This is a genomic window from Kitasatospora sp. NPDC004531 (assembly GCF_053602195.1).
The window spans coordinates 1-21016 of sequence record NZ_JBSGDD010000047.1 but is presented as its reverse complement, the minus strand read 5'-3'; the positions used below and the strand labels follow the sequence as shown (position 1 = coordinate 21016).

Annotated in this window: 20 protein-coding genes; 9 read left to right on the top strand and 11 right to left on the bottom strand. The window is 74.1% G+C overall.

Annotation, left to right across the window (positions count from 1 at the left end; genetic code table 11):
- Positions 1 to 93 precede the first annotated feature (93 nt).
- From ACWEMJ_RS19770 to ACWEMJ_RS19755, 4 genes are read left to right on the top strand one after another with little or no spacing between them, the layout of a single operon-like run.
- Positions 94 to 1092 carry an ABC transporter ATP-binding protein gene (locus ACWEMJ_RS19770; RefSeq protein WP_452138356.1) on the top strand — a complete coding sequence of 333 codons (999 nt, stop codon included), beginning with the start codon at positions 94 to 96 and terminating at the stop codon, positions 1090 to 1092.
- Complete coding sequence (locus ACWEMJ_RS19765; protein WP_452138355.1) at positions 1089 to 1985, top strand: ABC transporter permease; 897 nt, start codon at positions 1089 to 1091, stop codon at positions 1983 to 1985. The genes ACWEMJ_RS19770 and ACWEMJ_RS19765 overlap by 4 nt, the downstream gene beginning before the upstream one ends.
- Before the next feature lie 9 nt (positions 1986 to 1994).
- Positions 1995 to 2912: an ABC transporter ATP-binding protein gene (locus ACWEMJ_RS19760; protein ID WP_452138354.1), complete on the top strand. Its 918-nt coding sequence runs from the start codon at positions 1995 to 1997 to the stop codon at positions 2910 to 2912.
- 10 nt (positions 2913 to 2922) lie between these two features.
- The gene (locus tag ACWEMJ_RS19755) at positions 2923 to 3639 is read left to right on the top strand and encodes an ABC transporter permease (protein ID WP_452138353.1); all 717 of its coding nucleotides are present in this window, start codon (positions 2923 to 2925) and stop codon (positions 3637 to 3639) included.
- A 67-nt stretch (positions 3640 to 3706) separates the two neighbouring features.
- Here ACWEMJ_RS19755 and ACWEMJ_RS19750 read toward each other — a convergent pair whose 3' ends face one another.
- Positions 3707 to 4954, bottom strand: coding sequence for a CynX/NimT family MFS transporter (locus ACWEMJ_RS19750; RefSeq protein WP_452138352.1), 1248 nt, complete (start codon positions 4952 to 4954; stop codon positions 3707 to 3709).
- Positions 4955 to 5014: 60 nt separating this feature from the next.
- Positions 5015 to 5734: a FadR/GntR family transcriptional regulator gene (locus tag ACWEMJ_RS19745; RefSeq protein WP_452138351.1), complete on the bottom strand. Its 720-nt coding sequence runs from the start codon at positions 5732 to 5734 to the stop codon at positions 5015 to 5017.
- Positions 5735 to 6071: 337 nt separating this feature from the next.
- On the opposite strand from ACWEMJ_RS19745, the gene ACWEMJ_RS19740 reads away from it, so the two are divergent.
- The gene (locus ACWEMJ_RS19740) at positions 6072 to 7889 is read left to right on the top strand and encodes an LCP family protein (protein WP_452138350.1); all 1818 of its coding nucleotides are present in this window, start codon (positions 6072 to 6074) and stop codon (positions 7887 to 7889) included.
- Positions 7890 to 7952: 63 nt separating this feature from the next.
- On the opposite strand, the gene ACWEMJ_RS19735 is transcribed toward ACWEMJ_RS19740, so the two are convergent.
- The 9 genes from ACWEMJ_RS19735 to ACWEMJ_RS19695 form a co-directional block, all read right to left on the bottom strand.
- Entirely contained in the window at positions 7953 to 8765 is an 813-nt protein-coding gene (locus ACWEMJ_RS19735) for an HAD family hydrolase (protein WP_452138349.1), read from the bottom strand.
- A gap of 45 nt (positions 8766 to 8810) precedes the next feature.
- On the bottom strand, positions 8811 to 10088 hold the full coding sequence (serS, locus tag ACWEMJ_RS19730; protein WP_452138348.1) for a serine--tRNA ligase: 1278 nt from the start codon (positions 10086 to 10088) through the stop codon (positions 8811 to 8813).
- Between the two features lie 672 nt (positions 10089 to 10760).
- Positions 10761 to 11696 carry a prephenate dehydratase gene (pheA, locus tag ACWEMJ_RS19725; RefSeq protein ID WP_452138347.1) on the bottom strand — a complete coding sequence of 312 codons (936 nt, stop codon included), beginning with the start codon at positions 11694 to 11696 and terminating at the stop codon, positions 10761 to 10763.
- Between the two features lie 112 nt (positions 11697 to 11808).
- Positions 11809 to 13014, bottom strand: a complete 1206-nt coding sequence (locus ACWEMJ_RS19720) for a Dyp-type peroxidase (protein ID WP_452138346.1) — start codon at positions 13012 to 13014, stop codon at positions 11809 to 11811.
- Positions 13011 to 15068: a copper resistance CopC/CopD family protein gene (locus ACWEMJ_RS19715; RefSeq protein ID WP_452138345.1), complete on the bottom strand. Its 2058-nt coding sequence runs from the start codon at positions 15066 to 15068 to the stop codon at positions 13011 to 13013. The genes ACWEMJ_RS19720 and ACWEMJ_RS19715 overlap by 4 nt, the downstream gene beginning before the upstream one ends.
- Before the next feature lie 2 nt (positions 15069 to 15070).
- Complete coding sequence (locus ACWEMJ_RS19710) at positions 15071 to 15550, bottom strand: copper chaperone PCu(A)C (protein ID WP_452138344.1); 480 nt, start codon at positions 15548 to 15550, stop codon at positions 15071 to 15073.
- Positions 15547 to 16230 carry an SCO family protein gene (locus ACWEMJ_RS19705; protein WP_452138343.1) on the bottom strand — a complete coding sequence of 228 codons (684 nt, stop codon included), beginning with the start codon at positions 16228 to 16230 and terminating at the stop codon, positions 15547 to 15549. Before ACWEMJ_RS19705 ends, ACWEMJ_RS19710 begins: the two co-directional genes overlap by 4 nt.
- A 92-nt stretch (positions 16231 to 16322) precedes the next feature.
- Entirely contained in the window at positions 16323 to 17039 is a 717-nt protein-coding gene (locus ACWEMJ_RS19700; protein ID WP_452138342.1) for a YcnI family copper-binding membrane protein, read from the bottom strand.
- A gap of 133 nt (positions 17040 to 17172) precedes the next feature.
- Positions 17173 to 17997 (bottom strand): hypothetical protein, encoded by an 825-nt coding sequence (locus tag ACWEMJ_RS19695; protein WP_452138341.1) that lies wholly within the window; start codon positions 17995 to 17997, stop codon positions 17173 to 17175.
- 230 nt (positions 17998 to 18227) lie between these two features.
- Between ACWEMJ_RS19695 and ACWEMJ_RS19690 the strand changes: the two genes are divergently transcribed.
- The 4 genes from ACWEMJ_RS19690 (at position 18228) to ACWEMJ_RS19675 (ending at position 20940) form a co-directional block, all read left to right on the top strand.
- Positions 18228 to 18842, top strand: coding sequence for an ATP-binding protein (locus ACWEMJ_RS19690; RefSeq protein WP_452138340.1), 615 nt, complete (start codon positions 18228 to 18230; stop codon positions 18840 to 18842).
- 90 nt (positions 18843 to 18932) lie between these two features.
- The gene (locus ACWEMJ_RS19685) at positions 18933 to 20165 is read left to right on the top strand and encodes an MFS transporter (protein ID WP_452138339.1); all 1233 of its coding nucleotides are present in this window, start codon (positions 18933 to 18935) and stop codon (positions 20163 to 20165) included.
- A 103-nt stretch (positions 20166 to 20268) separates the two neighbouring features.
- Positions 20269 to 20658 (top strand): YciI family protein, encoded by a 390-nt coding sequence (locus tag ACWEMJ_RS19680; RefSeq protein ID WP_452138384.1) that lies wholly within the window; start codon positions 20269 to 20271, stop codon positions 20656 to 20658.
- Positions 20659 to 20706: 48 nt separating this feature from the next.
- Positions 20707 to 20940, top strand: a complete 234-nt coding sequence (locus tag ACWEMJ_RS19675) for a hypothetical protein (RefSeq protein WP_452138338.1) — start codon at positions 20707 to 20709, stop codon at positions 20938 to 20940.
- The last annotated feature ends 76 nt before the right edge of the window (positions 20941 to 21016 follow it).

Below are 21016 nucleotides of genomic sequence, written 5' to 3'. Positions count from 1 at the left end.
AGGGGGCGGGCCCGGAGTGTCATCCCGGGGGCGTACGGAACCCGGGCTCTTCAGCGCATTCCCCGCCCGGGACTCCGGCACTAGGTTGAGACCGTGTCCACAGTCATCAAGACGGACGGCCTCACCAAGAGGTTCCCCCGGGTCACCGCGCTCGACCGGCTCACCGTGGAGGTGCAGCCCGGCGTGGTCGGACTGGTCGGAGCGAACGGCGCGGGCAAGTCCACCCTCATCAAGATCCTGCTCGGGCTGTCCCCCGCCACCGAAGGAACCGGCCAGGTGCTCGGCCTGGACATCGCCACCCAGGGCGAGGAGATCCGCGCCCTGGTCGGCTACATGCCCGAGCACGACTGCCTGCCGCCGGACGTGTCCGCCACCGAGTTCGTGGTGCACATGGCCCGGATGTCCGGCCTGCCGGCCGCCGCCGCCCGCGAACGCACCGCCGACACGCTGCGCCACGTCGGCCTGTACGAGGAGCGCTACCGCCCGATGGGCGGCTACTCGACCGGCATGAAGCAGCGCGTGAAACTGGCCCAAGCACTCGTCCACGACCCGCAGTTGGTGCTGCTGGACGAGCCCACCAACGGCCTCGACCCGGTCGGCCGGGACGAGATGCTCGGCCTGATCCGCCGCGTCCACACCGACTTCGGCATCTCGGTGCTGGTCACCACCCACCTGCTGGGCGAACTGGAACGCACCTGCGACCACCTGGTGGTGATCGACGGCGGCAAGCTGCTGCGGTCCTCCTCCACCGCCTCGTTCACCGAGGCCACCCAGCTGCTCGCGGTCGAGGTCACCGACCACCCCACCGACCTCGCCTTCGACTCCGAGACGGTGCTGCGCGAACGCCTGACCGCCGCCGGACTGACGGTGCGCGCCGACGGCGGCCGCATCCTGCTGGTCGAGCTCGCGGGCGACGAGACCTACGACACCATCCGCGACACCGTGGACGACCTCGGCGTCGGCCTGATCCGGCTGGAGCAGCGCCGCCACCGGGTCGCCGAGATCTTCAGCGCCGGCCCCGAGGCATCCGAGGCACCCGAGGTGCACGACGAGCAGGCCGCGGCCGTGCCGGCAGGAGGCGAGCAGGCATGACCACCCCCGCCCAGTCCCACAGCGGCGTCATCCACGACATCGGCTACCGCCCCTACACCGGGCCCCGGTTGGGCCGCGGCTACGCCACCCGCTCGCTGTACGTGCAGAGCCTGCGCGCCGCGTTCGGCCTCGGCCGCTCCGGCAAGTCCAAGGTGCTGCCGTTCCTGCTGTTCGGCGGCATGACCGCGCCGACCCTGGCGATCATCGCCATCGTCGCCTTCGCCGACCTGAAGGAGATGCCGCTGGACTACGCCCAGTACCTCGGCAACTTCGGAGTGCTGACGCAGATCTTCCTCGCCGCCCAGGCCCCCGTGCTGATGTCCCGCGACCTGCGCCACCACGTCGTCCCGCTGTACTTCTCCCGGCCCGCCAGCCGCGGCAACTACGTGGCCGCGAAGTTCGCCGCCATGGTCAGCGCCCTGCTGATCATCCTGGTGCTGCCGCTGCTGGTGCTGTTCGTCGGCGCGATGCTCAACAGCTTCCCGCTCGGCGACAACCTGGCCCACCTCGGGTACGGCCTGGTCGCCGCCGTCCTGTACGCGCTGCTGTACTCCGCGCTCGGCCTGCTGATCGCCGCCGCCACCCCGCGCCGCGGCTTCGGCGTGGCCGCCATCATGGGCACCCTGATGATCACCGCCGCGGTGTCGGCGATCGCCCGCGGCCTGACCGGCGGCTTCGACCCGGTCCCCCGGGAGTCCGCGCACTGGGCCAACCTGATCTCGCCCACCGCCACCGTCGAGGGCCTGGTCAACAAGGTGTTCGACACCGGCGGCGAGAGCTTCGACAAGCTGATCGCCCCCGGCACCACGGGCGTGCTGGTGTTCGCCGCGGTGATCGTCCTGCTCACGGCCGGCAGCTACGCGCTGACGCTGCGCCGCTACCGGAACGTCTGAGAGGCAGCCATGGCCGTCATCACCATCGACAAGGTCTCCCGCTGGTTCGGCAACGTGGTCGCCGTCAACGACGTCACCATGACCATCGGACCGGGCATCACCGGCCTCCTCGGCCCCAACGGCGCCGGAAAGTCCACCCTCATCCACATGATGAGCGGCTTCCTGGCCCCCTCCTCCGGCGCGGTCACCCTGGACGGCACCCCGATCTGGCGCAACCAGCAGGTCTACCGGCACATCGGCCTGGTCCCCGAGAAGGAGTCGATGTACGACTACCTGACCGGGTGGGAGTTCGTCCTCGCCAACGCCGAACTGCACGGCCTCGCCGACCCCGGCGCCGCCGCCGAGCGGGCCCTCACGCTGGTCGAGATGGAGTACGCCCAGGAGCGGCAGACCGGCACCTACTCCAAGGGCATGAAGCAGCGCGTCAAGATGGCCTCCGCCCTGGTCCACGACCCGGCGGTGCTGCTGCTCGACGAGCCGTTCAACGGCATGGACCCCCGCCAGCGCCTCCAACTCATGGAACTGCTGCGGCGGTTCGGCGCCGACGGACGCACCGTGCTGTTCTCCTCGCACATCCTCGAAGAGGTCGAGCAACTCGCCCGCCACATCGAGGTGGTGGTGGCCGGACGGCACGCCGCCTCCGGCGACTTCCGCGAGATCCGCCGCCTGATGACCGACCGCCCGCACCGCTACCTGGTGCGCTCCAGCGACGACCGGCGCCTCGCCGCCGCACTGATCGCGGACGGCTCCACCTCCGGCATCGAATTCGACGCGGCGGAGCGGGCGTTGCGCGTCCAGGCGATCAACTTCCAGGGCTTCACCACCCTGCTGCCCAAGGTCGCCCGCGAGGCCGACGTCCGGCTGTACACCGTCTCCCCGGCCGACGAGTCGCTGGAAAGCGTCTTCTCGTACCTGGTCTCGTCCTGAAGGGCCCCCGATGAACACCACCGTCGCCAGGCTCACCGCGCGCGGCCTGTTCGGCCGCCGGCGCATCCTGATCCTGCTGGCCGTCCCGGTCGTGCTGCTGGTCATCGCGGTGATCGCCCGCAGCAGCACCCTCGACAAGCTGGAACTCGCGCACAGCATCCTCGGCACCCTCGCCCTGGGCACCCTGGTCCCGATCACCGGCCTGATCACCGGCACCGGCGTCATCGCCACCGAGATCGAGGACGGCTCGATCGTCTACCTGCTGGCCAAGCCGCTGCCGCGCTGGAAGATCGTCACCACCAAGCTCGCCGTCGCCATCGGCACCACCTGGCTGCTCGCCGCCGTGCCGACCTACCTGGCCGGCCTGCTGCTGTACGGGAGCGCGGACGGCATCGCGATCGGCTACGCGCTCGGCACCATGGTTGCCGGCGCCGCCTACAGCGCGCTGTTCCTGCTGCTCGGCGTGGTCACCCGGCACGCCGTGATCGCCGGACTCGCCTACGCGCTGATCTGGGAGAGCCTGATCGGCAACTACGTCGAGGGCGCCCGCACGCTGTCCGTCCAGCAGTGGGGCCTGTCGCTGACCGAGGCGATCGCCGCCGACGGCACCGTCACCGCCCCGGTCGCCCTGGCCACCTCGGTGTGGCTGCTGATCATCGTCGCGGTCGGCGCCACCGCGCTGGCCTCCGTCAAGCTGGCCGGCCTCACCCTCAGCGGCGAGGAGTAGGCCCGGGCGCACGTGAGAACGGCGGGGACGGCTGCGCGCCGTCCCCGCCGTTTCGCGTCCGCGGGTCTCAGACCGTCCGGTCGCGGCCCGCGCCCCAGCCGGCCGCCGCCGCCACCCCGGCCAGCACCAGCATCACGATCAGCGTCGCGTCCCAGCTGCCGGTCAGCTGCTTCAGCGTGCCGCCGCCGACCGGGCCGGCCGCCGCCACCAGGTAGCCCACCGCCTGGCTCATCCCGCCGAGCCGCGCCGCGCCCAGCACGCTGTCGGTGCGCAGCACGATGAACGCCAGGCCCAGGCCCAGCGAGCCGCCCTGCGCCAGGCCCAGCACCGTCGCCGAGAACCAGGCGCCCGACACCGGGGCGAGCAGCAGCCAGGCGATGCCGGCCGCGTTCAGCCCGGCCATCGCCAGCGCCAGCCCGCGCTGCCGGGTCATCCGGCCCGCAGCCAGCGGCACCAGGAACGCGCCGACCACCTGCACCAGGTTGCTGAACGCGAACACCAGGCTGGCCTCGCCCTGCGGCATCCCGTGCGAGCGCAGAATGGTCGGCATCCACGCGACCAGGGTGTACACCAGCAGCGAGGAGATGCCCATGAACGCGCTGATCTGCCACGCCAGCGGCGACTTCCACGGGCTGACGGAGCTCCGCGCGGGCACCGCCGCCGCCGGGGCCACCCGCACCGGCACGGTGGGCTCCTGACGGGCCTTCAGCACCTGCGGCAGCCAGACGATCCCGGCGACCAGCGCCAGCACCGACCAGGCGCCCAGCGAGGCCTGCCAGCCGCCGCCCAGGGCGTGCTCCAGCGGCACCGACAGGGCCGCCGCCATGGTCGCGCCGACCAGCATGGTGGTCGAGTACACGCCGGTCATCGCCGCCGCCCGGTGCGGGAACTCGCGCTTCACCAGGCCGGGCATCGACACGTTCAGCACCGCGATCGCCACGCCGATCACCACGCAGCCCGCGTACAGCGCCACCGCCGACGGCAGCACCCGCAGCAGCACGCCCGCGCCCAGCGTCAGCACCGCGCCCAGCACCACCCGCTCGGTGCCGAAGCGGCGGGTCAGCCGGGGCGTCAGCGGCGCGCCCACGCCCTGGAACAGCACCGGCACGGTGGTGATCAGGCCGCTCGCCGCCGCCGACAGGCCGAAGGTGTGCTGGATCTCCTCCACCATCGGCGACACCGCCGCCAGGCAGGCCCGCATGTTCAGGGCGACCAGCACGATCCCCGCCAACAGCAGGGCGGGGTGCGCGAACCTGGCGGTTCGGGTACCGACCTTCGGATCGAGGACGGGCTGCGCGGTACGGGTGGCAGACATGGCGGAGCTGACTCTCTGTGCTGGTGAACCAAGAAGCAGGACGGGGGAGTTGACGCGGCGTTACTTGCGCGCGGCGATCTCGGCGAGCAGCTGCTCCACCGCCGCCGTCGGCTCCGCCAGCAGGGCCCGGCAGGCCGCCTCGGCCCGTTCCGGGTCGCCGCTCTCGATCGCGTCGACCAGCGCCCGGTGGGTGTCGATCGCCACCTCCGGCATGTCGTGGTCGCCGAACGCGGCGCGCATCGCCTCCCGCACCGAGGCCCCGAAGTACCGGTACACCTCGGCCAGCGCCGGATTGTGCGCCGCCTCCACCACGGCCGTGTGGAACTCCAGGTCGTGCTCGACGGTGGCCTCCCGGCCGGCCCGCTCCGGGTGCGCGGCCATCACTTCGGCCTCCCGGGCCAGCGCGGCGCGCATCCGGGCCAGGTCGTCCGCGGTGTGCCGCTCGGCGGCCAGTCGGGCCGCCTCGGTCTCCAGCGCGGCCCGCACCTCCAGGACGTCCCGCACCCCCGAGCGCTGCACTCCGCGCAGCACCGACGCCGGGTCGCTGGTCGAACGGACGAACGTCCCCTCGCCCTGCCGGGAGACCAGCATCCCCGCGTGCACCAGCACCCGGATCGCCTCCCGCACGGTGTTGCGCCCGACCCGCAGCCGCTCGGCGAGCTCGTGCTCGGTCGGGATCCGCGACCCCACCGGCCACGCCCCGGCCGCCAACTGCTCGCGCAGCTGCTCGATCGCCTCGTCCACCAGCGAACGCCGCCCGGCCGCCTGCAATCCCTCCACGCCGGGCTCCCTTCTCGTTCACAAGTCGACGCCGGTCATCCTACAACTGTCTTGCCCGGTCATCCTACAAGTGCCCTGGCGTGCGGAAACACCGGGCCCTGAGGGCTCTCGGGAGGGTGGCGCGGGGTGCGCGGGGACGCCGAAGTCTGATGTCTCACACGGGAGATCGGGAACCGACGGTCGGCACACGGCGTTCCAGAGCTCGGAGTGGTGCCCCGGGCCGTGACTTTGGAAATGATCCCTTTATATGCTCCGCTCTCTAGCTACTTCCGTTCGCCCCGGCAGACGGAGCGGTTGCTGAGGCGCCCGACGGCCGCCTCCGGTGAAGGGTGTACGTATGGCAGGCCAGAGGGCGGGGGCGTCCGACGCGGACGCCGGCTGGTGGGAGAACCTTCCGCCGCAGGACGACACCTACCGGCAGGACGCGCCTCCTCGCGACGACGCGCCGTCGCCCGGTGTGCCGCGCCGCCGGGCGGGCAGCCACGACGACCCGCCGGCCGGCGGACGGGCCGGAGCCCGTCGGGCCCAGGGCCGCGGCCCGGCGGCCACCCCGCCCCGCTCCGGACGGCGGGCGGCCCCCGCCGCCGAGCCCGAGACCGAGTCGGCCGACGGGTCCGGTTCGGGGGGCCGGGGCGGATCGCGCCGGGCGGCCGCGCAGGGGCGGCGCAAGCCCCGCAAGGCCAAGAAGATCATCATCTGGTCGCTGGTCGGCACCAGCGTCGCGGTGGTCGGCACCGGCGGCTACTTCTACTGGCGACTGAACGCCAACATCTCCTCCTTCGACCGCGACGGCATCGCCAAGGACCGCCCCGCGGCCGCCGCGGCCGACGCCCAGGGCCGCCGCCCGATGAACATCCTGCTGATCGGCTCCGACTCGCGGGAGGGCAACAACAAGGACCTCGGCGGCGGTGAGGAGGGCGGCGCCCGCTCCGACACCACGATCCTGTTGCACGTCTACGCCGACCGGAAGCACGCCGTCGGCGTCTCCTTCCCCCGCGACGCCATGGTCGAGATCCCCGAGTGCAGGCTCCCGAACAAGAGCTTGACCAAGCCGAAGCCCAACGGCATGTTCAACAGCGCCTTCTCGGTCGGCAACACCGAGCAGGGCAACCCGGCCTGCACCCAGAACACCGTCGAGAAGCTCACCGACCTGCGGGTCGACCACACCATCGTGGTCAACTTCGAGGGCTTCGCCTCGATGACCAAGGCCGTCGACGGTGTCGAGGTCTGCCTGCCCAACCCGATCCACGACTACGACCTCAACCCCAAGCTGCCCAAGAAGGGCGGCAAGGAGATCTACCCGGCGGGCGTGCAGAAGGTCCAGGGCCAGGCCGCCCTGGACTACGTCCGACTGCGGCACGGCATCGGCGACGGCTCCGACGTCGGCCGGATGCAGCGCCAGCAGGCGTTCCTGGCCTCGCTGATCAAGTCGGTCAAGTCCAAGGGCATGAGCCCGACCAACCTGCTGCCGCTGGCCGACGCCGCCACCAAGTCGCTCACCGTCGACCCCGACCTGGACAGCGTCGACAAGCTGCTCGAACTCGCGATGTCGCTCAAGGACATCGACCTGCACAACATCAAGTTCATCACCACCCCCTGGCACTACCAGGGGGACCGGATCGGCCTCAACCACCCCGAGGTCGACCAGCTGTGGGCCGCCCTCAAGGCCGACCGCACCCTCGACGGCACGGACGCCTCCGGCGGCCAGAGCCCCTCCCCGAGCGAGCCCGCCGCGCCGTCCTCCAGCGCCCCCGCCACCCCGGTCAACGGCACCGGCATCAAGGTCGCCGTCCTCAACGGCAGCGGCGGCACCGGCCTCGGCAACAAGGCCTCGAACGCCCTGAAAGCCGCGAAGTTCACCGTCACCAGCACCGGCAACGCCGGCAGCCAGAACCACGCCACCACCGTGGTCCAGTACGGCTCGGGGCAGAAGGCCAACGCGGAAACCGTCGCCTCGCTGTTCCCCGGCGCCACCGTCGAGGCGGGCTCCACCGCCGGGATCACGGTGGTGCTCGGCAAGGACTACGCCGCGAGCGCCGGCGGCAACGGCCAGGGCGGCGGCGCCACCCCGGACCCGGGCCCGCTGTCCTCCTCCGTCTCCGAGGACGCCCGCTCCGCCGACGACGACATCTGCTCCAACGTCAGCTACGGCTGAGGCCGCACACACGAAAGCGCCACCGGCACCCGGCCGGTGGCGCTCTTTCGTCCGTGCCGCGGATCAGAGGCCGAAGACCCGCTCCAGCACCACGGCCACGCCGTCCTCGTCGTTGGAGACCGTCACCTCGTCGGCGACCGCCCGCAGCTGCTCGTGGGCGTTGCCCATCGCCACGCCGTGGGCGGCCCACCGGAACATCGGTATGTCGTTCGGCATGTCGCCGAACGCGATGGTCCCGGCGGCGGTCACGCCCAGCCGGGCGGCCGCCAGCTTCAGGCCGGTGGCCTTGGTCAGGCCCAGCGGCAGCAGCTCGACGATGCCGTCGCCGGCCATCACCACGCCCACCAGCTGACCGGCCACCGACCGGGCGGCGTCCGCGAGTTGATCGTCCGTCAGCTCGGGGTGCTGGATGTACACCTTGCTGACCGGCGCGGCCAGCAGCTGCTCCGGCTCGACCTGCCGCACCGGCAGCCCGGTGGCGATCCGCAGCCGGTACCCGGGCCCGGCGACCACCTCGCCGTCCAGGCCGTCCTGGTTGGCGGCGATCGCCAGCGGGCCGACCTCGGCCTCGATCTTGGCCAGCGCCAGCGCGGCCAGCTGCCGGTCCAGGGTGAGCGAGGTCAGCAGCTTGTGCGCGCCAGCGTCGTACACCTGCGCGCCCTGCCCGCAGACGGCGATGCCGGTGTAGCCGATCTCGTCCAGCACCGGCTTCGTCCAGCCCGCCGAGCGGCCGGTGACGATGATGTGCCGCGCCCCGAGCGCCGTGACGGCGCCCAGGGTCTCGCGGGTGCGGGCGGAGACGTTCTCGGCGCTGGTGAGCAGCGTCCCGTCGAGGTCGGTGGCGACCAGCCGGAAGGGCAGGGCGTCGGTGCTCATGCGCGAAGTGCTCCAGATGCTCCGGGAACGGCGGGACGGCGGTGGCTACTTGGCCGCGGGCTCCAGCACGGCCTTCCCGCCGAGGAACGGCCGCAGCGCCTCGGGCACGACCACCGAGCCGTCGGCCTGCTGGTGGTTCTCCAGCAGCGCGACGATGACCCGGGGGACGGCGACCAGGGTGCCGTTGAGGGTGGCGAGCGGACGCACGCCGTCCTTGTCGCGCATCCGGATGGACAGCCGGCGGGCCTGGTACTCGGTGGTGTTGGAGGTCGAGGTGACCTCGCGGTACTTGCCCTGGGTGGGGATCCACGCCTCGATGTCGAACTTGCGGGCGGCGGACGCGCCGAGGTCGCCGGAGGCGACGTCGATCACCCGGTAGGGCAGCTCCAGCGCGTTCAGGAAGTCCTTCTCCCACTGGAGCAGGCGGCGGTGCTCGGCCTCGGCGTCCTCGGGGGTGGTGAAGACGAACATCTCCACCTTCTCGAACTGGTGGACGCGGATGATGCCGCGGGTGTCCTTGCCGTAGGTGCCGGCCTCGCGGCGGAAGCAGGACGAGAAGCCGGCGTAGCGCAGCGGCAGCTTCTCGGCGTCCAGGATCTCGTCCATGTGGTAGGCGGCCAGCGGGACTTCGCTGGTGCCGACCAGGTACCGGTCGTCGTCCGCGAGGTAGTACACGTTCTCGGCGGCCTGGCCGAGGAAGCCGGTGCCGTCCATCGCGGCGGGGCGGACCAGCGCCGGGGTGATCATCGGCGTGAAGCCGGCCGCGGAGGCCTGCGCCATCGCCATGTTGACCAGGGCCAGCTCCAGCAGCGCGCCCGGGCCGGTCAGGTAGTAGGAGCGGGCGCCGGCCACCTTCGCGCCGCGCTCGGTGTCGATCGCGCCGAGCAGCTGGCCGAGTTCGACGTGGTCGCGGGGCTCGAAGCCCTCGGCGGCGAAGTCGCGCGGGGTGCCGATCTCCTCCAGCGTGACGAAGTCCTCCTCGCCGCCGACCGGGGCGGCCGGGTCGATCAGGTTCGCCAGCGAGCGCTGCAGCCGCTCGGCCTCGTCCTTCGCCGCGCTCTGCTCGGCGTCGGCGGCCTTCACCTCGGCGGCCAGCTCCTTGGTGCGGGCCAGCAGGGCGGCCTTCTCCTCGCCCTTGGCGGCGGCGACCTGCTTGCCCAGCTGCTTCTGCTCGCTGCGCAGTTCGTCGAAGCGGGTGCCGGCGGCGCGGCGGCGCTCGTCGGCGGAGAGCAGGGCGTCGACCAGGTCGACGTCCTCCCCGCGGGAGCGCTGCGAGGTTCGTACGCGGTCCGGGTCGTCACGGAGCAGGCGAAGGTCGATCACGGATCCAGCCTACCGGCCGGGACGGGCCGGGTTCCGGCCACGGTGCGGCCTGGGCGGGTATGTCGCGCTCTGTCTGGAAATCTGGCACCCTGTCCCCGGCCGCCGGCGCGGGGGCGGTGACATGCACCCGCCCGCCTGGGGATAACTGCCGGCAGCCTGTGGATAACTCCGGTGGACGACGACGCCGGGGGCAGGTTGTCCACAGGCGGGGAGTCGGGCCTGTGGACAACGGGAATCCGATGCTCCGTGGGCCTCCGAAACGGCAATTCCGGGGTTTAAACCTCGATACGTCTTCCCGGGTGAGGGAATTCGCTCGCTCGCACAGGTGATTTGTCGGCGGAGGGGTGACTCTGGTCCGATTAGTCCGCCCTATGCCCCTAGCTGATGATCCGACCGGCTCTGCGGGTGTCTTTACCGGTATGTCGACTCCCCGGCCTCCCTGTGGATAACTCGGCCCGCCCTGGGGACAACCGCCCCTGTGGACGCCGGAGCCCGCCCTGTGGATGAACCGCCGGCCCCCACCGCCCCCGCGACGCCGCCGGTGAACGCCGGTCGGCCGGTCAGGTGACGTCCGGGCGTGTCGGAAATGAACGGATCGGAGCCCGCCGCCGGTCCGGTTCCGGCCGAAATGGCGCTCTTGCGCGCCGGCGGTATTCGCCCCCGCGCACGGGTTCAGAGTTCGGCGCGGCCGTCCAGGCAGCGCGACAGCCAGTCCGCGGCGTCGGCGAAGTCCAGCTCCGAGGTGCCCCGCCGGAGCGGCGAAGCGGTGCCCCGGTCCGCCCGCGGGTACGAGCCGAGGAAACGCACCTGCGGGCACATCCGCTTCAGGCCCATCAGCGCCTCGCTGACCCGCCGCTCGCTCAGGTGGCCCTCGCAGTCGATCAGGAAGCAGTAGCTGCCCATGCCCTCGCCGGTCGGCCGGGACTCGATCCGCATCAGGTTGATGCCGCGCACCGCGAACTCCTGCAGCAGCTCCAGCAGCGCCCCCGGGTGGTCGTCCGGCAGCCACACCACCATCGAGGTCTTGTCCCAGCCGGTCGCCGAGGACACCCGCCCCGGCCGGCCCACCAGCACGAACCGGGTGGTCGGCGCCGCCGCGTCCTGGATCTCGTCCGACAGCACCTGGAGCCCGTACAGCTCGGCGGCGAACGAACCCGCCACCGCCGCGTCGTAGCGGCCGTCCTGGACCAGCCGGGCGCCCTCGGCGTTGGACGCCGCCGACTCCCACTGCGCGTCCGGCAGGTTCGCCGCCAGCCAGCGCCGCACCTGCGGCTGCGCCACCGGATGCCCGGTGACGGTCTTCACGTCGCCCGACGCGGTGCCCGGGCGGACCAGCAGCGCGAAGGAGATCGGCAGCAGCACCTCGCGGTAGATCATCAGCGAGCTGCCGTTGATCAGCTCGTCGCTGGTGGTGGTGACCGCGCCGTCCACCGAGTTCTCGATCGCCACCATCGCGCCCGCGGCCTCGCCCGCCCGCACCGCGTCCAGCGCCGCCGCCACCGACGCCACCGGCGTCAACTCCCGCGTCCCCGCCTCCGGCAGGGTCCGCAGCGCGGCCTCCGTGAAGGTGCCCGCGGGCCCGAGATAGGTGTAACGGGTCGCCGACATGACCGCCTCCGAACGAACAGCGTGACGCGAACTGCGTGCGGGCCCACAGGGCCCGGTCTGCCACCTTAGCCACTCCCGGGCGCCCGCCGTGCCGCCGTCCGCCCGGCGAACGTCAGCCCTCCAGCAGCGGCTGCCCCACGTACCCGCCCTCCGGCGCACCCGGCGGCACCGCGAACAGCGCGCCCGCCTCGTGCCGCAGGAACCGCGACAGGCCGTCGCCGCGCGCCAGCCGCTGCTGCACGGGCACGAAGCCGCGCGCCGGGTCGGCCTGGAACGCGGCGAACAGCAGGCCCGCGTCGGGCGAGCCGTCCGCCCGCAGCCCGTCGTGGAACGAGAACCCGCGGCGCAGCATCGCCGCCCCGCCGTTGGAGCCGGGCGCGGCCACCCGGACGTGGGCGTCCGGGGCGATCGCCAGCGTGCCGTCCGGGGCGGTCGCCGCCAGGTCGACGGGCGTGCGCTCGCCCGCGTCCGGGCCGCCGGACAGCGGGGCGCCGTCGCTCTTGCGGCGGCCGACCAGCCGCTCCTGGCGGTCCGTCGGCAGCGACTCCCAGTCGTCCAGCAGCATCCTGATCCGGCGCAGCACCGCGTAGCTGCCGCCGGCCATCCAGTCGGGGCCGGTGGCGAACACCTTCGCGGCGAAGTCCGGGTCCTGCGGGCGCGGGTTGTTGGTGCCGTCGACCTGGCCCATCAGATTGCGGCCGGTCGTCGGACGCGCGGTCGCGCCCGGCGTGCGGGCGAAGCCGGACATCTGCCAGCGCGGCGCGGCCGCGCCCGCCGCCAGCCGGCGCAGCACCCGCAGCGCGTGCACCGCGACCAGCGCGTCGTCCGCGCCGATCTGCACCCACAGGTCGCCGTCCGAGCGGGCCGGGTCGAGTGCGTCGCCGGGGAACGCGGGCACCGGGGCCAGCGCGGGCGGGCGGCGGTCGGCCAGGCCCAGCTTGTCGAACAGGCTCGCCCCGAAGCCGAAGGTGACGGTCAGCGAGTTCGGGCCGGCGTCCAGCGCGATGCCGTCGCCGCCCTCCCCGCCGGGCTCGCCGACGGCCATCCGCGCGGCGGCCGCCGACCAGTCCCGCAGCAGCGCCGCCGCCCGGTCCCGTCCGGTCCCCGGTGCCAGGTCGAACGCCGCCCACTCCACCCGGGCCTGCGCGGGCTCCACGATGCCGCCCTGCCGGGGGCCGTGGAACGCCACCCGGGCGCTGCCGGGCAGCGGCGGCGCGGCCTCGCCCGCCGAGGCCCGCCCGCCCCACACCCCGCCGACGGCGCCCACGGCCAGCCCGGCCCCGGCCCCGCCGAGCACCGCCCGCCGCGAGACCGTCACGGCCCCACCTTCAACTGCTGGGTGGCCGTCACCTGGTCGATCTCGGAGGAGCGCACCGTCACCGAGACCACCCACATCCCGGCCAGCGGCAGCTGCGCGGTGCCGCTCCACGCGCCCGTGCCCTCGGCCTGCAGGGTGACCGGCAGCGGACCGAGGTCGCGGTCCGGCAGGGTGAACGCCAACTGCACCTCGGGCACCTCGACCGGCTGCCCGGCGGCGTCGGTGAGCTTCAACGCGACGGTGTTCGGGCCGGTGCCGACCGGGTTGACGGTGACCAGGGCGGTGCCCTTGGCGTTCGGCGTGCGGCCGCCGGTGTCGTACGGCAGCTTCAGCTCCTGCGACTTCCCGGGCACCGCGGACGCCCCCGCCACCGGGGCGCCGCCGCCCGCGCCGGGCTGCGCGGCGATCGCCCCGGCGACCCGCCCGGGCGGGTTGTTGGTGAGCATCGTGGTGACCACCAGCACCAGCGCGGCGACCGTCGTCTCCACCAGTACGCTGCGGCGCAGCCCCGCCCGGACCGGCGAGCCCTCGGCGCTGCGGCGCTGCCGCGCCGCGGCCCGCACCGCCTGCTGGCGGGCGAGCTGCGCGGCCCGCTCGGGGTCGACCCCTTCGGCGCCCGCGGGCACGGCGACGGCCTCGGCCTCGGCGGGGACGACCGCCTCCGCGCTCCCCGCGGTCCGCAGCCGGGCCGTCCAGGCGCGGGAGATCCACGCGACGCCGAGCATCGCCGCCACACAGCCGACCTTGATCAGCAGCAGCCGTCCGTACGCGGTGTCCACCAGCGCGCCCCAGCTGCCCAGGCCCCGCCAGGACTGGTAGACGCCGGTCGCGGCGAGCACCGCGACCAGCCAGAACGCCAGCTTGGAGAAGCGCTCGACGGCGGCCACCGGCAGGCCGTGGCGCAGGCCGGCGACCAGGACGGCGAGGCCGCCGAGCCAGCCCGCCATGGCGAGCAGGTGCAGCGCGGCCAGCGGCAGCGCCAGCGGGACCTGGATGCCGACCGAGGAGTGGTCGGCGCCGACCCAGGTCGCGGACAGGGCGAGGGCCAGTGCGAGCCCGGCCAGGCCGAGACCGAGGCGGGCGTCGCGCTGCGGGCGCTCGGCGGCGGCCCGCTCCAGCCGGCGCAGCTCCGCCTCCTCCTCGTCCTTCGGCTCGGCGGCGGCCTCGGCGTCCGGCGCCGCCTCGCCGTCCGGCGCCGCGTCGGCGGGCTTCGGCCGCAGGCCCAACTGGCCGACCAGCAGCGACAGGAAGACCCCGGCGGCGGCGAGCAGCAGCAGGCGGGCGGCCAGCGCGGTGCCGATCCGCTCGTCCAGGGTGGCGCGCACCAGCGACAGGTCGAAGGCCTGGCCGAGACCGGTGCCGCGCTCGTAGGGGCCGCGCAGCATCAGCACCGCGACGGTGGACAGCAGCAGCGCCACCCAGCCGGTCATCAGCAGCCGCTGCACGCCGCGCACGGCCGCACCGGCCGGCCAGACCACGATCACGAACGCGGCGGCGCCGGCCAGCAGCGCGAACGCGCCGTAGGCGACGGTGCGGGCGGTGCCGTAGGCGAAGGCCACCGCGCCGTCGGCCTCGCCGCCCTGCACGGCGGAGGCGTTGACGGTGGTGTCGGAGGCCGCGCCGATGGAGAAGGTGAACGCGCCGCCGATCGGGTGCGAGTCCTCCGAGACGGCCCGCCACGCCACCGTGTAGGTGCCGTTGCCGAGGCCCGGCCGGAGCGCCACCCGGGCGGTGGCGGACTTGCCGTCCACGTGCTCGGGCCGGCCGTCGTCGACGGCGGCGCCGCGCGGATCGAGCACCCGCACCGAGTCCGCGGACAGCGAGACGCCCTCGCTGAAGGTCAGGGTGACCGCGCCGGGCGCGGTCGGCACCACCGAGCCCTGGGCGGGGTCGGCGCCCTCCAGGGTCGCGTGCGCGGACGCCGCCGTCGCCCCGCCGAGCACCAGGGCGAGCGCCGCCACCAGCACCGCCAGCAGCGCGCCCAGCCGCCGCCGTACCACCACCGTGCCCACCTGTGCGCCTCTTCTCGTCGCCGCGCCGTCTGCTGCTGCCATCGCTAACTGCCCGGACGGTACGTCAGCGGCTTCACCGGGACCTTGACCACGACGGTGCCCGCCTTGGCGAACTCCAGGTCCAGCTCCAGCTCGTCGCCGAGGGCCGGCTGCTTCGACCACTCCATGATCATCAGGTGGTTGCCGCCGCGCGCCAGGTCCAGCGTGCCGTGCGCCGGGACCTCCAGCTCACCGACCTCCTGCATGGTCTGCTCGGTCGAGCGGTGCATGGTCACCGAACCGGCGCCCGGGCTGGTCACCTTCACCAGCCGGTCCGCGCCGCCGTCGTTGCGCACCGTCAGATACCCCGCGCCCATCCCGCCGGGGGTGGCGGGCAGCGGTATGTACGGGTCGGCCACCGACAGCTTCGGCGCGGCCGAACCGCCGCCGTCCGAGGACTGGCAGGCCACCACCACGGTGCCCGCCGCCAGCGCGGTCGCCAGGCCGGCCCCGATCAGCGCGCTGCGCCGGAACGCGCGGCTCACACCGCCACCCCCTTGGCGAGCAGCTCCAGGTCGTGCCGGTAGGTGTCCGTGGTGGTGCCGGCCATGTACAGCAGGTGCGCCTTGTCGTCGGTGGGCAGGAACGCCAGCACCTGCGCGCCGTGCGTGGAGGTCACCGAGCCGTTCGCGGCGACCACCGGGTCCTCGACCATGATGCCGAGCGGCTTCGCGGCGGCCTTCACCTTCGCCAGGTCGCCGGTCAGCCCGATGAAGTCCTTGCCCATCGAGTCCAGCCAGGTCCGCAGCACCTGCGGGGTGTCGCGCTCCGGGTCGGTGGAGACGAACACGATGTCGAGCTTCTGCCGCTCCTCGGGCGTCAGCTTCGACATCGCCACGCCGATGTCGCCCATGGTGGTCGGGCAGACGTCCGGGCAGCTGGTGTAGCCGAAGAACAGCAGCACCGTCCGCCCGGCGGTGCGCGCCTTCAGGTCGTACGGCTGCCCGGAGGTGTCGTTCAGCACCAGGTCCGGCTTCTCGAAGTGCTTGCTGAGCACGGTGCCCTGGTACTGGCTGGTCGAGGCCGGCCTGCTGACCTTCGCCGCCCCGCTGTTCTCCCCGCCGCCCGAGGAGGACGAGGAGCAGGCGGACAGCGCGAGCGAGGCGCCGAGGACGAGGGCGGCGGCCGTCAGGAGTCGGGGCCGGGTGCTGCGGAGGGGTGCCAAGGGACTTTCCGTTCCGTACGTGGGAGGAGCTGCTTCGGGGAGCTGGTGCCGGGGCGGGGCCGCCGCGTCCGCGGCCCCGCCCCGGCGGGGGATCAGTTCGCGGAGCGGCGGCGCAGCCCGGCCACGCCGAGCGCCGCGCCGACCGCGCCGACCACGATGCCGACCACGCCCAGGGTGCGGGCGGCGGAGTCGGAGGACTTCGCGGCGGGCGCGGCGTCCTGCTGCTTCGCGGCGGTGTCCGCCGAGTGGTCGCCGGCGGCGGCGCCGCCCTTGGTCAGGGCGAGCACCGGGGCGGGCTTGCCCGGCTCGGGCTGCCCGTCCTTGGTCTCCTCGATCCAGCGGACCACGTCGCCGTTGTCGTAGGTCTGCAGCGCCTTGAAGGTCAGCCTGTCGGTGTCGGTGGGCAGCGCGCCCAGCGAGACCTTGAACTCCTGGAACTGCCCGGGGGCGATCTTCGTCCCGGCGTCGGCGGTCCAGGTGATCTTCGAGACGGCCTCGGTGATCTGCTGGCCGTGCGAGTCCAGCGGCTTGTCGAGCTTCGACTTCTCCAGGGTGGCGGTCCACCCCGGCAGCGGCTGGGTGCGCACCGACGCCATCGGGTGGTCCAGCGGCAGGTTGACCTCCAGCTTCACGGTGGAAGCGGTGTCGCTCTCGTTCGGCACCCGGAACGCCACGGCGGTGTACCCGCCCTGCTCGGCGCTGCCCGGCTGGACGGAGACGTGCGCGAACGCGGGAACGGCGGACGCCAGCAGGGCGCCGGCCGCCACCACGAGCGCGCCGACGGAACGACGGGCGGAAAGCGAACGCATCAGGGGACTCCTGAGGAAACGGGCCGCGCGGACACGCGCGACAAGAGGGGTGTGGGGATCGACCGGCCCACGCACGGCGAGGGCACGGCGGCAGCCGTGCGCGCCAAGACCCCCGGCCCTCCACGGGCCCGGCTCAGCGCGCGAACGCCACCGCGGGCGGTCCCCTGCGCAGCACGCTGTGCCGCAGCACCGCCGCCACCGGCAGCCGCCAGTCCTCCGGTCGTCCGACCCGCCGGGCCGGCGCCGGGCGCGACGTGCCCAGCAGCAGCGCCGCCAGCAGCGCCACGGCCGTCCGCAACGGCGCCGCCCACTCCCGGGCGGTCAGCGCCGCCGCCCGCACCAGCCGCCACAGCGCGGCCTCGCCGCGCCGCAGCCACCAGCCCGCGAGGACCGCCGCCGCCAGGTGGGCCAGTGCCATGCCGGGCGTCAGCCCCAGCCAGCCCGCCGCGTGCGGCGCCACCGTCGCGTACGCCTGCGGGTCCAGGCCCGCCGCGCTCACCACCTGGTCCGCGGTGGTGTCCAGCGGGACGACCGTCAGACCGTCGCCGGGCGTGTCGTTGCACAGCAGTCGGCCCGCCACGGACACCGTCGTGCCCGACCCGCCGATTCCGGCCATTCCCGGGTGCGCCATCGCCGCGCCACTGCCCAGGCCCTCGCCGAAGCGGTGGAAGAGCAGGTGCAGGCCCAGCTGCCCGGCGCCCAGCGCCGCCGCGATCGCGCCCAGCGAACGTTCCCGCCCGCCCAGCAGCGCCGCCGTCGCGCACACCGCGGCGAAACCCGCCGCCAGCGTGTCCGGCGCCACCGCGCCGCCCGCCCGGGCGTGCCCGAACGCCGCCACCACCGTGCACACCAGCGCGAACGGCACCGCGCGCAGCACCCGCAGGTCCCAGGCGGCCACCGAGACCCGCGCGGCGGGCAGGGCGGCGCCCCGGCGGGCGGCGGCGGTGGGGTCAGTCATGGCCGAGCCATCATCTCACCGCCTACACCCGCCCCCGGGACAGGCCCCGGAACCCGCCCGGAATGGCGCGAACCCGACCGGCGCACGCACCCGGCCACGCGCTGCCGGGCACACCCGCCGAGGGCAGTCCATCCGCCGAACGGGCGGTACCGGCGCGTGCCGACGGTTCGCCGCGCGCCACCGAGGAGATAGCTAGTTGTATGTGGAGCCGCAGCCAGGAGGGATCTCCCGTGGACATCTGGTGGACTCTGCACCTCAAGCGCGACCCGGCCAGCGTGCCGCTCGCCCGCCGCATCATGCTCGGCGCCATGGACTCCGCCGGAGTCGACCCGCAGGACGCCTTCGACCTCGGCCTCGCCCTCACCGAGGCCTGCGCCAACGCCGTCGAACACGCCGGGCCCGGCCACCTCGGCGACACCTTCCAGGTCACCGCCGCACTCAGCGGCGACCGCCTGCGGATCGAGGTCGCCAACACCAGCCCCGCCCCCGGCGCCCCGGCCCCCGCCCGCCCCGCGCCGCGCCGCCGCCCCGCCGACGACCGGCCCGCGCCGCGCTGCCGCACCCGCCGGGGCCGCGCCTCCGTCCCCGCCCGGGTCCTGGCCACCCGCAGCCCCGCCGCCGACCGGCCCGCCCCCTACGACACCCACGTGCTGCCGGCCCTGCGCCCCGCCCTCCCGGCCACCGACCCCGGCGCCGTCCCCGACCTGACCGCCGAGTCCGGCCGCGGCCTCTTCCTCATCCACGCGCTCGCCGACCACGTCCAGCTCCGCACCCACCCCCAGCGCGGCGCGACCGTCAGCTTCGACAAGATCCTCAGCGCCCCGCTGCTGCGCACCGCCTCCTGAGACGCCCGCAGCCGGTCCCGAGGTCCGAAACCCGCTGGTCGAGTACCCCCGTGCGCCGGTTATGGTCTAGTCCAATCACCGGAGGGGACCATGACCACCACTGCCGCCGAGCCGGCTTCCGCTTCTCTCAGCCCGCTGGCCCGGATGGGGCAGGCCCTGCGCGGGCGGGACTTCCGGATCTGGTTCGCGGGGCAGCTGATGTCCGCCTCCGGGGCGCTCGCGCAGGGCGTCGTGCTGTCGTGGATCGTCTACCGGCTGACCGGCGACGCCGTCTGGCTGACGGTGCTGACCGCCTGCACCTGGGGGCCGACGCTGCTGCTCGGCCCGTGGGCGGGGGCGCTGGTGGACCGGTCCGACCGGCGGCGGCTGCTGATGGTGACGCAGACGCTGATGCTGCTGCTCGGTCTCGCGCTGGCCGTCACCACCGCGCTGTTCGGGCCGGTGCTGTGGCTGCTGCTGGCCCTCGCCACCTGCACGGGGCTGGTCGCGACGGTGGACGCCCCCGCACGGCAGGTCTTCGTGGTGGACCTGGTCGGCACCGGCGCGGTGGCCAGCGCCGTCGGCCTGTGGGAGGTCGCGCTCAACGCCTCCCGGGTGATCGGACCGGGCGTGGCCGGCGCGCTGCTCGACTTCGGCGGCCCGTCCTGGGCGTTCGCGTTCAACGCGCTCGGCTACCTCGCCCCGCTGCTCGCCCTGACCAGGCTGCGCCCGGCCGTCGCCGCCCGGAGCACCCCCGCCCGGCGCGCCGCGAGTGCCCGCGGCGGGCTGGCGTACGCCCGCCGGTCGCCGATTGTCCGGGGTCTGCTGCCGATGTCCGCCGCCAGCGGCCTGATCTTCGCGATGAACCTGACCGTTCCGCCGCTGGTGGACCGTTCGCTGCACCTCGGCCCGGGCGGGTACGGCCTGCTGATGGCGGCGTTCGGCCTCGGCGGGCTGCCGGGGGCGCTGCTGGCGGCGTCCGCGCCGGAGCCGACGCCGCGCCGGGTCCGCAGGCTGGCGGTGGCCACCTCGGTCGCCGTGCTGGCCACCGCGCTGGCGCCGAACGCCTTCCTGGCGGTGGCCGGCATGGCGGCCGTCGGGGTGACCTCGATCTGGTTCATCGCGACCGCCAACACGCTGGCCCAGCTGCGTTCGGACCCCGACATGCGCGGGCGGGTGATGTCCCTGTGGGGCAGCGCGATGACCGGCACCCTCCCGTTCACCGGGCTCGCCGTCACCTTCGTCGCGCAGCACGTCGGTGCCCGGACGGGCTTCTCGCTGGCCGGCGCGGCGCTGCTGCTGGCCACCCTGGCCGCCTGGCGGGCGCTGCGGCCCGCGGTCTGAGCGAATGCCCGGGGCGTGGTGTCGAGAAGCGTGCCGCGGCTCCGTCCCCGGGACGATGGGGCGAGAGCGCCCGTACCGAGAGGAGCCGTCCGCCGTGACGCACATGCTGCAGATGCACTTCAGCCAGTCGGACACCGACATCCTGCCGATCCCCGACTGGGACCCGGCGGCGACCGCCGCGCACATCGCCTTCATGCGCCGTTCGGTCGCCGAGCTCACCGCCAGCGGCGAGCTGGTCGAGGCCCGGGGGCTGGCGCTGCCCGACACCGCGCGGGTGGTCCGGGCCGGGAACGGCGAGCCGGAGGTGGACGGGGGGCCGTTCCCGGCCGGCAAGGAGTTCCTGTACGGCTGGTGGATCGTCAACTGCGCGACCGACGAGCGGGTGCTGGAGATCGCCGCCGCGCTGTCCGCCGCGCCGGGGCACGACGGCCGGCCGATGAACATGCCGATCGAGGTCCGCGAGGTGCTGTCGGAGCCCCCGACGCAGCCCTGAGCGGCGCGCGAATTGCCGGGTTCGTCCGGTCGACGCACGATGGTGATCATGATGCATCAGATGCGCGCCGAGACCGCCCCCGCCGGTCCCACGGACTCCGTGGTCAGCTGGCACATCGTCCGTGACGCGAACCTCACCGCCCTGTGCGGCAAGGAACTCGCCGCCACCGCCCCCGTCCAGGACGCCACCAGCTGGACCCTGGACCCCGACCGCAACTGCCACACCTGCGGAGCGCTGTACCTCCGCGAGAGCCCGTACCTCCCGGGCGAGCACCGGGAGTGACGAACGCCGAACGGCCGGCCCCGCGCGGGGCCGGCCGGGCGGAGGCGGGGGCGGGGGGCGCGGGCCCCCCCCCCTT